Origin of the sequence: Nocardia sp. NPDC005998, from assembly GCF_040614395.1 — a bacterium.
GTDB lineage: Bacteria > Actinomycetota > Actinomycetes > Mycobacteriales > Mycobacteriaceae > Nocardia.
This window is the reverse complement of sequence record NZ_JBEXUI010000010.1, coordinates 108,687-121,393: the sequence shown is the minus strand read 5'-3', so window position 1 is coordinate 121,393 and position 12,707 is coordinate 108,687. Positions and strand designations below refer to the sequence as shown.

At 65.9% G+C, this 12,707-nt stretch carries 13 protein-coding genes; 2 read left to right on the top strand and 11 right to left on the bottom strand.

All coding sequences use genetic code 11. The features are described 5' to 3' along the window. Positions 1–18 precede the first annotated feature (18 nt). From ABZ293_RS16535 to ABZ293_RS16515, 5 genes are read right to left on the bottom strand one after another with little or no spacing between them, the layout of a single operon-like run. Positions 19–633, bottom strand: a complete 615-nt coding sequence (locus tag ABZ293_RS16535) for a bifunctional 4-hydroxy-2-oxoglutarate aldolase/2-dehydro-3-deoxy-phosphogluconate aldolase (RefSeq protein WP_355181355.1) — start codon at positions 631–633, stop codon at positions 19–21. Further along, positions 630–1,517 carry an SMP-30/gluconolactonase/LRE family protein gene (locus ABZ293_RS16530; protein WP_355181353.1) on the bottom strand — a complete coding sequence of 296 codons (888 nt, stop codon included), beginning with the start codon at positions 1,515–1,517 and terminating at the stop codon, positions 630–632. The genes ABZ293_RS16535 and ABZ293_RS16530 overlap by 4 nt, the downstream gene beginning before the upstream one ends. 36 nt (positions 1,518–1,553) lie before the next feature. Beyond that, a complete protein-coding gene (locus tag ABZ293_RS16525; protein ID WP_355181351.1) occupies positions 1,554–2,612 on the bottom strand; it encodes an ABC transporter permease in 1,059 nt (352 codons plus the stop codon). Then, positions 2,609–4,129 carry a sugar ABC transporter ATP-binding protein gene (locus ABZ293_RS16520; protein ID WP_355181349.1) on the bottom strand — a complete coding sequence of 507 codons (1,521 nt, stop codon included), beginning with the start codon at positions 4,127–4,129 and terminating at the stop codon, positions 2,609–2,611. Before ABZ293_RS16520 ends, ABZ293_RS16525 begins: the two co-directional genes overlap by 4 nt. Then, positions 4,120–5,169, bottom strand: coding sequence for a substrate-binding domain-containing protein (locus tag ABZ293_RS16515; protein WP_355181347.1), 1,050 nt, complete (start codon positions 5,167–5,169; stop codon positions 4,120–4,122). Before ABZ293_RS16515 ends, ABZ293_RS16520 begins: the two co-directional genes overlap by 10 nt. A gap of 147 nt (positions 5,170–5,316) precedes the next feature. Here ABZ293_RS16515 and ABZ293_RS16510 point away from each other — a divergent pair, with 147 nt between their 5' ends. Beyond that, complete coding sequence (locus ABZ293_RS16510) at positions 5,317–6,543, top strand: ROK family protein (RefSeq protein ID WP_355181345.1); 1,227 nt, start codon at positions 5,317–5,319, stop codon at positions 6,541–6,543. A gap of 325 nt (positions 6,544–6,868) precedes the next feature. Here ABZ293_RS16510 and ABZ293_RS16505 read toward each other — a convergent pair whose 3' ends face one another. After that, positions 6,869–7,264 (bottom strand): hypothetical protein, encoded by a 396-nt coding sequence (locus ABZ293_RS16505; RefSeq protein ID WP_355181343.1) that lies wholly within the window; start codon positions 7,262–7,264, stop codon positions 6,869–6,871. Between ABZ293_RS16505 and ABZ293_RS16500 the strand changes: the two genes are divergently transcribed. Beyond that, the gene (locus ABZ293_RS16500; protein ID WP_355181342.1) at positions 7,239–7,511 is read left to right on the top strand and encodes a hypothetical protein; all 273 of its coding nucleotides are present in this window, start codon (positions 7,239–7,241) and stop codon (positions 7,509–7,511) included. The genes ABZ293_RS16505 and ABZ293_RS16500 overlap by 26 nt on opposite strands. A gap of 268 nt (positions 7,512–7,779) precedes the next feature. On the opposite strand, the gene ABZ293_RS16495 is transcribed toward ABZ293_RS16500, so the two are convergent. From ABZ293_RS16495 to ABZ293_RS16475, 5 genes are read right to left on the bottom strand one after another with little or no spacing between them, the layout of a single operon-like run. After that, a complete protein-coding gene (locus ABZ293_RS16495) occupies positions 7,780–8,433 on the bottom strand; it encodes a nuclear transport factor 2 family protein (RefSeq protein WP_355181340.1) in 654 nt (217 codons plus the stop codon). A gap of 17 nt (positions 8,434–8,450) precedes the next feature. Continuing rightward, entirely contained in the window at positions 8,451–8,960 is a 510-nt protein-coding gene (locus ABZ293_RS16490) for a hypothetical protein (protein WP_355181338.1), read from the bottom strand. 37 nt (positions 8,961–8,997) lie between these two features. After that, entirely contained in the window at positions 8,998–11,490 is a 2,493-nt protein-coding gene (locus ABZ293_RS16485; protein WP_355181336.1) for an FtsX-like permease family protein, read from the bottom strand. Further along, on the bottom strand, positions 11,487–12,215 hold the full coding sequence (locus tag ABZ293_RS16480; RefSeq protein ID WP_355181334.1) for an ABC transporter ATP-binding protein: 729 nt from the start codon (positions 12,213–12,215) through the stop codon (positions 11,487–11,489). Before ABZ293_RS16480 ends, ABZ293_RS16485 begins: the two co-directional genes overlap by 4 nt. Beyond that, on the bottom strand, positions 12,215–12,655 hold the full coding sequence (locus ABZ293_RS16475) for an SRPBCC family protein (protein WP_355181332.1): 441 nt from the start codon (positions 12,653–12,655) through the stop codon (positions 12,215–12,217). The genes ABZ293_RS16480 and ABZ293_RS16475 overlap by 1 nt, the downstream gene beginning before the upstream one ends. Positions 12,656–12,707: the final 52 nt, after the last annotated feature.

Genomic DNA, 12,707 nt, shown 5'->3' with positions numbered 1-12,707 from the left:
TCGCTGACACGCACTCACTCACAGCAGTGTCTTTCGCACGGCGACCGCCCGCTCACGCAGCGCATCTAGATCGCCGCTGATACACGCGTCACCGACCAGCGGTGAGCCCATCCCGAGCGCGGTGGCACCCGCGTCCAGATACGCGCGAGCGTCGGCGAGACCGATTCCGCCCGTCGGCACCAGCGGGATCTGCGGCAGCGGACCCCGAATCGCCTTCAGATATCCGGGACCGCCGACCGCGGCCGGGAACACCTTGACCATGGTGGCGCCCGCGGCCCAGGCGCTGTGGATCTCGGTGGGTGTGAACGCGCCGCAGATCACCGGGACACCCAAGCGGCGGCCCTCGGCGATCACCTCGGGACATACGGTCGGCGTGATCAGGTACGCCGCACCAGCGTCCACGGCTCGTGCGGCATCGAGGGCGGTGAGTACCGTGCCCGCGCCGACCGGGTGGGCGAATCCGGAGCTGTCGCGCAATGCGTCGAGTGCGCCGGGGGTATTGAGCGTGAACTCCACCGCGGTAATGCCCGCCTCGTGCAGGGTGGCGGTCACCTCGGCGAACCGGGCGGCCGAGGGGGCGCGCAGGATCGCGATCACCGGCAGATCCAGGGGCAGGCCGTTATCGGTGGTCATGGGTTGCTCACCAACCTCGCGTCGGAGTACGTATTCGTCGGAAGGCCGGTCGCACCGGGCCTGCAGGTGAACAGCGAGCCGGCACCCGGTGCCGCGGCACCTTCGGCGGCGGTGGTGATCACCAGGACATCCAGATCCGGTCCGGCGAAGGCGCAACTGGAGACCTGTGCCGGGCCGATATCGATGACCGCATGCGGTCGGCCCGCGGGGTCGAATGCGCGCACCTGTCCCGCGCCCCAGACCGCGACCCAGACGAAACCCCGGGCGTCCACGGTCAATCCATCGGGGAGACCGTCCGGGAATTCCGCGAAGGTCCGGCCACCGCTGAAAGTGCCGGTGGCCATGTCGTAGTCGAAGGCATCGACCCGATGCGTCGGGCTGTCGGCGTAGTACAGCGTGGCGCCGTCCGGGCTCCAGCCGAGACCGTTGGAGATCGTCACCTGCTCGCGCACGACGCGCACCGTCGCATCGGGATCGAGTCGATACAGCGCGGCAGTGCCAGCGATTTCGTCCTCGGACATGGTGCCGGCAAACAGCCGACCGTGCGGGTCGGCCTTGGCGTCGTTCATCCGCCGGCGCACCCCGTCCTCGGGCAGGGAAAGTGCCGCGACCTCGGTGATCGTCCCGTCATCGGTGATGTGCAGGAAGGTATCGACGGCGGTCGCGATCAGCCCGCCCGATGCGCACGGCACCACCGCGCTGACCCGCCTGCCCACCGCAACGGTGGACCGGCGTTCGAGGTCGCCGTCGTGCAGCGCGGCACGATGGATGCGCCCGGCCGGAATGTCCACCCACAGCAGCTCATTGGTGCGCTCATCCCAAACCGGTCCTTCACACAGCCTGCCCGGCCGAGGCGAGCACCGGTCGGCTTTCAGTTCGATCATCGTTTGCTCCTGGTATGAGTCGGCAACGGCGACGGGCTACGTCGGTAGCCCGACCGCGCGCTCCCCGCTGCGCCGCTGCTGAATAACGACCGCGGCGACCAGCAGTGAACCCTGAGCAACGTTCTGCCAGAACGTATTCACCCCGACCACGTTGAGCCCGTTGTCCAAGGCACCGAGCAGCACGACCGCCAGCAGCGTGCCGCCGATGGTGCCCTTGCCGCCCTTCAACGCACAGCCGCCGAGTGCCGCCGCGGTGATCGCCTTGAGCTCGAGCCCTTCACTACCCGAAACCGGCTGTCCGGAGCCGGTCCGCGCGGTCAGGATGATTCCTGCGATCGCCGCCACGGCACCGGCCAGCACGAATACCGCGATGAGGTACTTGTTGATATTGATTCCGGAAAGCCGTGCGGCCGTGTCATTTCCGCCGATGGCGTAGATATTGCGGCCGATATCGGTGTACTTGAGCAATACATGCATGCCCGTCGCGACCACTGCGAGGATGACCACCGGCACCGGCAGACCGAGAATCTTGCCGCGGGCGATGAAGATGAACACATCATTGCCCAGCACGAAACCCTGTGCCTTGCCGCCGGATATCAACTGCGCGACACCCTTGAATGCGGCCAGTGTGGCCAGCGTCGCGATGACCGGATTGACGCGACCGTAGACGATGATCAGCCCATTGATCGACCCGAGCACCAACCCGACACCGATCGCGGCCAAAATGCCGAGCAAGGCATTGTCGGTGGTCGCGGTGAACGCCATCGCACTGATCACCGACGCGACACCGGCCTGCGAGCCGACCGAAATGTCGAGTGCGCCACAGATGATCACCACGGTCTGCACCACGGCAAGCAGGCCGAAAACCGTAACAGCTTCGCCGATTCCGGCCAGATTCGCCGGATCGAGATAGCCGTCGTTGAGCCAGGCGAAGATCGCGACGACCACCGCGAGCGCGCCGATCAGACTGAGATTGCCGGTACCGATCGCCTGCACCAGACGCCGCGGGGTGAGCGAGGCCGCACCGCGCGCCAGCACCGAGGGCGGCGAGGCCGCGGCGGTCTCCACCGGGAGTGAGAGTTGTTGGTCTGTCATGGGTTTCCTCGAGATGTATGCGACAGGTCTTCGGCCATGGCCAGCGCGAGAATCGCTTCCTCGCTGGCCTCGCTCCGCTCCAGCTCGCCGGTGACCCGGCCGTGCTGCATGACGACGATCCGGTCGGCCAGGCCGAGCACTTCGGGAAGTTCGGAGGAGATCACCAGCACCGCGACACCGGATTCGGCCAGTTCCTCGATGACGTGGTAGATCTCGACCTTCGCCCCGACATCGACGCCGCGGGTCGGCTCATCCAGGATCAGCACCTTGGGTTTGCGGGCCAGCCAGCGGGCCAGCACCACCTTCTGCTGATTGCCACCGGAGAGCTTGCGCACCTCCTGCTCGATCGAAGGTGTTCGCACCCTGAGTGATTCGACGTACTGCCGAGCCAGCTGCCGTTCCGCGCCGCGCCGGATGAAGCGCAGCCGCCGCAACCGGTCGAGCATCGCGAGCGAAATATTGTCGCGCACACCGCGATGCAGCAGCAGCGCCTGCGCCTTGCGCTCTTCCGGCGCATACCCCAACCCGGCCCGCACCGCATCGCGCGGCTGCCGCAGTCGCAGCTTCTTACCGTCCACCCGCACCTCCCCCGAGCGGATCGGCAGGTCACCGGCGAGCGCACCGGCCAGCTCCGAGCGACCCGCGCCGACCAGTCCGGCCAGCGCGACCACCTCACCGGCGCGCACCTGCAGGCTCACCTCCCGCACATCGTCGGTCGTGACCGCATCAGCGTCGAGGACGACCCGCCCCGGCGTGCTGTGCTTGCGCGCGAACAGCGTCGACAGATCCCGGCCGACCATCATCCGGACGATCTCGCGATCGGTGGTCTCATCGGTTGCCCGCTCGCCGACGAGCGCGCCATCGCGCAGCACCGCAACCCGGTCGGCCAGCCGGAAGATCTCCCGCATCCGGTGCGATACATAGATGACCGCGAGGCCCTGCTCCCGCAACCGGCCGATCAGCGCGAACAGCGATTCGGTCTCATGGTCCGATAGCGATGAGGTCGGCTCGTCGAATGCGATCACCTTGGCGTCGGTGGTCAGCGCCCGCATGATCTCCACCAACTGCCGTTGTGCGGCAGTGAGTTTCGAACCGAGGGTGTCCGGATCGAGATCACGGTCGAAACCCAGTCGGGCGAGGTCGGCACGCATGCGCTCGCGCAGTGCCGCCCGGTCGAGCAGACGACCCGCGCGCCGCGGCAGCGTACCGAGGTAGACATTCTCGGCGACCGAAACATGCGGAACGATCTCGGGCTCCTGGCCGATCACCCGGATCCCGGCCGCCCGCGCGGCGGCCGGGGTGGCCACCTCGAGTCGCACACCATCCAACTCGAGGTGGCCACTGTCCGGGCGGTGATCGCCACCGAGGATGCGGATCAGGGTGGATTTACCCGCCCCGTTCTCACCCATCAGCGCGGTCACCGCACCAGCGGGAAAGTCCAGGCTCACTTCGCGCAGGGCCGGCACCCCGGCGAAGCTCTTGCTCAGCCCGGACACCCGCAGTCCGGTCAGCTGCATGTGACGCCCGCCTGCTGCCAGTTGGTCGAGTCGACCATCTTGGTCGGCGCGTACGCCTCGGGCGGCATCTGCTTGCCGTTCTTCAGGTAGTCGTACATCGTCTGAACCGACAGCGCGCCAACGTCTTTGCCATTGATGAACAGTGCGGCCTTGAATCCGGTCGGCTTGCCGCCGCGCCATTCCTTGCAGGCCAGATAGGCGCCGAGACCGACGCCGAGCACATTGTCGGCGGAGTATCCGGCGTTCTGGATCGCCGCGACACCGCCGCTGACGTTCTCGTCATTGCAGCCCATGACAATCCAGTTCTTCACCGACCGGTTGCCCGACACTGTTGCCGAGATCTTGTTCTGCGCATCCGATGGGGTGTTATCGGTGCCGACCTCGATCACCTTGACATCCACACCGGCGGCCTCCCGGAATGCCTTCTGATTGGCCTTGACCCGATCGGTGCAGACGGTCACGTCCTGCTTCCAGGCGTCGATGATCGCGGTCTCCTCCGGCTTCCATCCCGCCTTCTTGAAGTCCTGGCCGGCGCGGGTGCCGACCTCGGTGCCCATCTGGGTGCCGCTGAAGCCGACCCGGGGCACGAGATTGTCCTTGGCACAGGACGACGGATCCGGACCGTTGGTACAGACCTGGTCATCGGAGGTCAGCAGCGCGACGCCACCGGCCTTGGCCAGCTGTGCGACCTGCGGGCCGACAGACGGATCGGGCACCACCACGATCACGCCACTGGCCTTCTGGTTGACCGCGTTCTGTACCTCGGTGACCGCCCTGTTCGCGTCACTGGCGAGATTGACCACCTTCAGATCGATGCCCAACTCCTTGGCCTTGGCCTTGGCGCCCTCGGCCTCACCGATGAAGTACTCCTGATCGCCCTGCTTCTGGGCGTAGACCAGGCTGATCGAGCCGCTGGTGTGTTGCGGCCCGGTCGCCTTCGAGTCGTCGTCCTTGCCGGATGAGCAGGCCGACACGGCTAGTGCGAGCGATACCCCGCAGAAAACGGCTCTGGTCCAACGGCTTTGGTGGGTCCAGGACATGGGGTGCTCCTTGTGTTATCTGCCGCGCACTCGGCGTCTGGTGGTGACCTGGGTTACAGTAGGACTTCCGCTAACGGTTGTAAATACTGTTGGCCGAAGTGCTCGGGTAACGTCTGCGAATATCAATCGGAAGGAGATGGCCCGACCGTGTACCAGCTGACCGCGCGCGATATCCGACGGCGGAATCGGTTCTATGTGCTGCAGGCGGTCTATGCCGCCGAGGGCCACACCAGCCGTCAGGAGATCGCCCGCGCCACCGGGCTTTCGTTCGCCACGGTGGGCAATATGATCGCCGAGCTACTGGATGTCGGGGTGCTCGCCGAGCTCGGCTATGACGCGCCGGGGGTCGGCAGGCCGCGCGCCCAGCTCGCGATCAATCCGGAGCGCGGCATGCTCGTCGGCGTCGATATCGCCGAAACCAGCATCCATTTCGACCTTTTCGACCTGGCCATGACGGTGCTGCGTTCGGTCGAGATACCCGTCGATCCCGAGGCCACCCGGCCCGACGATGTCGCCGAACTCATTATCCGCGGCATTCGCGAACTGACCGCCGACGAGGCCGACAAGGTGCTCGGCGTCGGATTGAGCGTGCCCGGTCTGGTCGAGCCCGAGGGCGGGGTCTCGGTGTTCTCGCCGTACTGGCACTGGCACGACGTTTCGCTCAAGTCACTGCTGGCACCGCGGCTGCCGCACCCGCTGTACCTGGACAATCCGCTGAAAGCCAGTACGGCGGCGCATCTCTGGTTCGGGGCCGGACGCGATGTGGACGATCTGATCGTCGTGACGCTGCGCGCCGGTGTCGGCATCGGTGTCGTCATCGACGGCACGCTCTACCGCGGCGTCACCAATAGCGCGGGCGAATGGGGCCACACCAACCTCGTCCTCGACGGACGCGAATGCCGATGTGGACGCCACGGCTGCGTCGAGGCCTATGTGAGCGCACGCGGCATCGTGCAGACCCTGCGCGAACTCGCCCCGACCAGCCCACTACTCGCGGCCGACGACGCCGCCACCATCACGGCCATAGCCGCCGCCGACGATGACCCTATCGCCCGCGAGGTCATCGAAAAGACCGGCACCTACCTCGGTGTCGCCGTAGCCAACCTGGTGAACCTGTTCAACCCCCGCACCATGGTCTTCGGCGACCTGGTCGCAAATGTGCTGGGCGAACGCCTATTAGAAGTAACCCGCCGCGTGGCCGCCCATCACGCAATGACCGACCCCTACGCCGCCGTCACCCTCCAACTCTGCACCCTCCCCCACAACCCCTCCAGCCTCGGCGCCGCAACCTTCGCCCTGGAAGGGTTCCTCGCCGACCGCGAAACCTTCGGCTCGATCGCCGCCCGCCGCGCCATCCGCACATCCACGACCTGAGTGCCCCGTCCAGATAGCTCGACTGCTCGCCGAGCGTAGTCGGACGGCGGTCGAAATGGCCTGGGCGACCACCATTCGACAGACCCCGGGGGCGCTCGGCGCGGAACCAGGATCGGGGACCGGACCGCCTCAGCTGGAGTGTCTGGAATCAAGAACTCGGCAGGGCTGGTCGGCGATGGGAATTGACCAGCTAGCGGGTTGCTACCGGCTATTCGGTACAGCCGGTATCCGATCGGCGGTCTAGCCGCGGCCAGCCCGAGCACCCGGTTGGCCCGGGGTGGAAGGGGCTCCGGAACGGGCGGCCGCGGTGAAAGGGCTTGCTGGGCTACGGTTCAACGGTGATGGGCAAGGATGCCGTGGGGGTCGCGCCGATCGGCTTGTTGGTGGAGACGTCGGTCATTGTTACGTGGATGGCGGACTCACCGGCGTTGACGGGCAGGTCGGTGGGGAGCGCCAGCTCCAGTTCGTAGGTGGTGGTCTGCCCGTGATCGAGCTCAAATGGCGCAACAAGGGTTTTGGTAAGGAAATCCGTGCCACCACCTTCCGCCACGTAGGGCACCGTCTGCCACGTGTTGGTGGCGGCGTCGAGCATGCGCATCGACCCGGTGGGCATCATCTTGAGAGGGCCCGAATTGCATGTGCAGTGCCCCAGCGACACCACCAAGCCCACCTGAGCATCGTCGGTAGTGTCGGTGTTGACCAATGTGACGTTGAAGCGCATCGGCGATCCGCCCGGCTTGACGGTGGTCGGGGTTTGTGCCGTGATGGCCACATCGATGCCGCCGGCCGATCCCGTGACCGGCAGAGCGGCGGCCGAGCCGGCACCCGACCAACTGACAAGAGCCGAGACCACCGCCGCGAAGCCGAGCGCGGTGCCGAAACGCGAAGAAGTATTGATGATGTCCTCCTACATGATTCGTGGCTGCAAGGCAGCCGATACTCGTACCGTGCTGTTGCCGGGGATATGAACCGTTCACCCCCGTTCACACCCTGCCACAGTACAGTCGCTCCGCTCTGGGGCTTGCCCCCAAAACCGCTGGGACACGACAACGGCCCCGGTCACGAGTGCGAGAAATTCACTCGCCGCCGAGGGCGTTTATGGTCTGGATCACCGGCACTCCCGAATCGGATTACCCACCCCCGCAACGGTTCACGGCACGACCACCGCGTTGCGGGCCGAACGCGGCAAGATACTGCGGGACCACGTGCGGTTGAGCTAATGGATCGGGCCCGTGACTACCGCTGTGCACGTTCTCCGTATCGGTGGATCATGCGCAGTAGCGGTGCGCCCAGGCGTTGCATGCGAATCCCCAACTGGAACAGTCTGGTTCGCGGACCTGGGAGCATGCCGACCTGTTGGGCGAGATCGAACAGATCGGTTGTGGTCGACCAGCGGCAGAGCAATCCGTCGCTCAGTTCGTAGATGTCGACTCCGTGGGTGTCGAATTGCCGACCCGTCGGCGCGATTCCCAATGGCGACGGGCCACCGCCCATATCCCCTGCGAATGTGGCGCGCATTCGCCAAGGCACTGCCATGCCGGTGCCGAGCACGGCCAGGTAGGGAGTTCCCGCGAGCTCGAATCGCACATCGGGGAACGCACGCCACGTCATCGCCACGACTTCCCGGAGGGCGGCTTTGCCGGCGAGCCGCTCGCCGAACAGCGAAGGGTCCTCGTAGACGACATCGTCGGTGACGAGCGCCAGCACCCCCTCGAGGTCGTGCTCGCTCCACGCGTCGAGCCACCGCACCGACCAGTCACGCCACATGATCGCTCGATCGGTGGCTCGCCCGACGAATGTCGTCACCAATTCCGGCATCGCCGCAGCGAGTTCATCGGAGGTCATGCCTTCGACGAGTGTGGGCTCGAGACCCGCGATCTCGATGCTCATGGCGTCCATCCCTCCGGCTACTTGCAGGCTGACGAGACGAGCTGCGCATTGGCGAGCATCTGACAGGCCCACGCCTTCTGCAGCTTCCAGCGACCCCCCTCGGCTATGAAGGGGATCTGCGCTTGGCCATCCACCGGCTTGCCGTTGAGCGTGAGCGTCGCGCTCGCTTGCATTACGCCGTCACCGACGTAGTCCACCTTCGTGACGGTCATGGTCACGTTGTTGGCCGCTCCGGCCTGGGTCATCTTGTCGATCAGATCCGGATCGGCATCCGCGCCCTGCACGGCGCCGATCTTCTGCTCCCGCGGCGTATTGGGGTCCAGCGCCAACAACAGGCCGGCATTGAGGTCACCCGGGCCGGGCAGCGGCAGCGGTGGTTGGTCACCGACAGGCTTTGTCGTGCTGTGTTGTGCAACAGGTTTCGCGCTGTGGTCGTCGGAACCACCGCATGCGGCCGTGGTGGCGGCCACAACTACGGCGAGCATGATCGCGGCCAGCCGGCCGCGAGTGGCCTTGTGCCCCTTCATCTGTGGTCTCTCCTGATCTGTAGTCTCTGCTGCTCGATCATTCGATGCTCACTGCCTCGATGATGTTCAGTCGCGATGCTCGGACAGCAGGTGGAATCGAGCCGAGCAGACTGAGTCCTATTGCCGCCGCGGCGAAGACGAGAACCATCGAGCTCGGTGCATATGCGACATCGATGTTCATGATGTCCGGGGTGACACTGTCGAAGAAGTACTGGCTGGCCATGCCGAACAGCAGCCCGAGTCCGCCGCCGACGACGCCGATGCCGGCGGCTTCGGCGAGCACCATGCGCAGCATGACGCGACGGCTCGCGCCCATGGCCCGCAGGACCCCGATCTCTCGTCGCCGCTCCAATACCGAGAGCGTGAGGGTATTCAGCAGTGCTATTGCCGCGATCAGCACGACGATCACCCAGACGGCGTTCGCCACGGCCATGCCTTGCCGGATTGCGCTCTCGACACCTGCCAGCGACTCCGCCCCGGAGTAGACGTGCACCTCGGCAGGGCTCACCTGTCGGATCGATGTCAGCAGCTGCGCCTTGTCGAGACCCGGTGCGCCGTCGACCTGCAGCAGTGTGGCCCCCGGGCGGTCGAACCAGTCACGCATCTGATTCAGGCCGATCCCGGCGGTACCCGTCAGCGCCGAGAAGTATGAGACCACTCCCAGCACCCGGATCCGTTGGAGTCCGCGCGGAGTTCGAATCGGCAGTTCGTCGCCGACTCCGACGCCCAGGGTGCGACTGAGGTCTCGGGAAAGCACCATGCCGTGCCCGGCGACCACATCGGCGCGGACCTGCGGGTCCAAGTCCTGGTACATCGGGCTGACGCTGCCTTGATCCAGTCCGTAGAGAATGACCTTCTCATCGCCGAGGGTGGCATAGGCAAGCTGTCCCTCGGTGACGTGCGCGACGCCGGGCAGCGCTGCGACTTCGGCGGGTAGGTTGGCTGGCAATGCACTGGTCGGAAACTGTTCCGGTGGATGCGATGCCACCCAGACGTCGACATCTCCGACCGCTCCCAGTGAGCTGCGCACCGAATTCAGCAGGTCATTGTTCGCGCCCGTGATGGTGATGGTCACCGTCACGGCCATGAAGACCGTCATCATGGTCGCCCAGACTCGCCGCGGGGCGCGCTCGAGCGTCGCTGCGGCGAGCTCGCCCGACCGGCCGAAACGCCGGGACACCCATGCGGCCGCGCGGACCAGACCCCCGATGCTCGCGAAGCACAGGGCGATACCCGCGCCGAAGAACATCGACAATGCGACCCCGGACCAGAGGAAGTTACCCAGCCGAAGGACCACCAGGACAATGGAAACCGTCAACCCGCCGACCGTCACGCAGATCGCGGCCAGGCGCAGCCAGGGGCGCACCTGATCGGCAACCGACGCTCCGACCGGGGCGAGCGCTTCGATCGGCGACACCTTGTACACCTGGTGTGCGGCTACCGCCGATGCGGCGACACTGGTGCACACCGCGGCACCGATGGCGAGCGGAATCGCATAGAGGGGAAGGGAATACACCGTTCGCGCCTCGACCGACTGCATCAGGGCAACGGGCAGGGTCCCGATGGCGGTGCGGCCGAAGGCGATTCCGATCACGGAGCCGATCGCACCACCGATCAGCCCGATCACCGCGGCCTCGGTGAGCAGATCGGCGACGATGGTGCGACGACGCCCACCGACGGCGCGCAGCATCGAAATCGTCGGCCGCCGTTGGGCTATTGCCATCGTCATGGTGGTGTAGATCAAGAATGCCGCGACGATGAACGCCAGCGCGGCACCCATCAGCGTCATGTACTGCAGTATTCGCACGCCGTTGCCGGTCTGCACGGCCCGAACGCTGGGTTCGGCCACCAGGGCCCGGCCGTTCACCGCACGGTCGACAGCCACACGAAGTGCCTTCGAATCCGTATGCGGTGCGGCGACGATCATCACCGAATCCAGCCGTCCCGCGTGCCCGGTCACCTGTTGCGCGATAGCGAGGGACGTCAGGACGTAGTGGCCTTCGTTGAGCCGTGCCGCTGTGCCGCCCTGGATCACGGCGGCGACCGTGACCTGATGCGATCCCAGCCGAATGGTGTCGCCGGCTGTCGCGTCGACACCCGGACCGACCAGGACCCCGTTCACCGTGGACACGAGCGCCGCGAACTGTTGCTCGACCGCCTGCTGGAGATCGCTGCCCAGCGCGGTCGCGGTCGCGTCGGCGCCCAGCAGTAGCAATGGGCCGCCATCGGAGTCGATCTGGGTCCGCACCATTGGGACCGCTGCCGCGACCCCGGGGGTGGTGGCGATGTCGTCGCGGATCGACGCGGGAAATCCGGAATCGGTGACTCCGGTGACCTCGAGCGCGGCGTCACCGGCGAGGCCTCCGACCAGCCGGTCCACCGACCCGGTCAGTGAGCCGAAGATGCCGAAGACCGATACCAGGAATGCGGCGGACACCGCCATCACCGTTACCGAGGCAATGGTCCGTCCGCGGTGGATCGTGAATTCGCGCAGGCTGAACAGCCGCCAGCGATCGATCAACGCGGTCATCGAACCTCCGCGACCGGGTCGTCGAGAACCACTGCATCGCAGGAGGATTCGTCGCCAACCAGGCGGCCGTCGGCCAAGGTGAGTATCCGGTCCGTGGTGTTCGCGGCCTCGGTATTGTGGGTGACCATGACGACGGCGCGTTCTCGCTGATCGTCGTGGGCGATCCGGGCCAGCAATGCCATGATGTCGGCGCCGGTCTTGGAATCGAGGTTCCCTGTCGGTTCGTCAGCGAGGATGAGTGGGGGATCCATCACCAGGGCGCGAGCCAACGCGACTCGCTGCATCTGCCCACCGGACAGTTCCGATGGTCGATGTTCGGCACGCTCGCCCAATCCGACCAACTCGAGCAGCTCGTGGGCGCGAGTCTTGGTGGCGCGAAGCCCGGTGCCGTCCAACAGCTTCGGGACCGCGACATTCTCCCACGCGGACAGCGTCGGCAGCAGGTTGAAGAACTGGAACACGAATCCCACATGGTGTCGGCGGAATTCGGACTGCTGATCGTCGTCGAGATGCCCGATCTCGCGGTCGCGGAATCGGATCGATCCGCTGTCGGGCAGATCCAGCGCACCGAGTAGATGCAGCAGGGTGCTTTTGCCGGCACCGGACGGGCCGACCACTGAAACGAATTGCCCTGCGTCGATGCGGAGATCGATGCCATCCAGTGCGCGCACGGATTGTCCACCGATTCGGTAGATCCGGACCACCTTGCTGAGTTCGAGCATCATCAGGCATCGGATCCGGTGATCTTGCACAGCCTGGCCATGGATTTGGTCAGCTGCGCCTGCGCATCGCCCTCGATCACCTTGGCCAACTGCCCCGTCAGAATCGGACCGGCGAAGTCGCCTGCGATGGTGAGCCGGCAACCACCCGGGCTGCGTTCGATGCTGAAGCTGAACTCACAGGTGACGCCAGCAGGACTGCTGCCCGAAAGGGTCAATTGCATGGGCGGTTTGAACGCTGCGATGGTCAGTTCCAGCCGCTGGGTCGTGCCGAGCATGCGAATGTTCTGCACCAGCTTCGTGTTCACGCCGATGCGCTCCGGCGGCTGCTCGGCGAACCCGCCGTGCAGCAGGAACCAGTCCCCCCACGTCGAGGTGTCGGCGATGAGTGCATACAGCTGCGCCGGGCTAACCGCCAATGCGCTGGTGACTTCGAACTCGGCCATGCTTCACCCTTCTCTGTAATTAACTAGCAAACTCATGGGCGCGAAGCGCTTT

Bases quoted from the DNA above. Each gene is read 5' to 3' on its own strand.
- ABZ293_RS16535 (WP_355181355.1), bottom strand. From the start codon at position 633: ATGACCACCGATAACGGCCTGCCCCTGGATCTGCCGGTGATCGCGATC.
- ABZ293_RS16530 (WP_355181353.1), bottom strand. From the start codon at position 1,517: ATGATCGAACTGAAAGCCGACCGGTGCTCGCCTCGGCCGGGCAGGCTG.
- ABZ293_RS16525 (WP_355181351.1), bottom strand. From the start codon at position 2,612: ATGACAGACCAACAACTCTCACTCCCGGTGGAGACCGCCGCGGCCTCG.
- ABZ293_RS16520 (WP_355181349.1), bottom strand. From the start codon at position 4,129: ATGCAGCTGACCGGACTGCGGGTGTCCGGGCTGAGCAAGAGCTTCGCC.
- ABZ293_RS16515 (WP_355181347.1), bottom strand. From the start codon at position 5,169: ATGTCCTGGACCCACCAAAGCCGTTGGACCAGAGCCGTTTTCTGCGGG.
- ABZ293_RS16505 (WP_355181343.1), bottom strand. From the start codon at position 7,264: ATGCGCTTCAACGTCACATTGGTCAACACCGACACTACCGACGATGCT.
- ABZ293_RS16495 (WP_355181340.1), bottom strand. From the start codon at position 8,433: ATGAGCATCGAGATCGCGGGTCTCGAGCCCACACTCGTCGAAGGCATG.
- ABZ293_RS16490 (WP_355181338.1), bottom strand. From the start codon at position 8,960: ATGAAGGGGCACAAGGCCACTCGCGGCCGGCTGGCCGCGATCATGCTC.
- ABZ293_RS16485 (WP_355181336.1), bottom strand. From the start codon at position 11,490: ATGACCGCGTTGATCGATCGCTGGCGGCTGTTCAGCCTGCGCGAATTC.
- ABZ293_RS16480 (WP_355181334.1), bottom strand. From the start codon at position 12,215: ATGATGCTCGAACTCAGCAAGGTGGTCCGGATCTACCGAATCGGTGGA.
- ABZ293_RS16475 (WP_355181332.1), bottom strand. From the start codon at position 12,655: ATGGCCGAGTTCGAAGTCACCAGCGCATTGGCGGTTAGCCCGGCGCAG.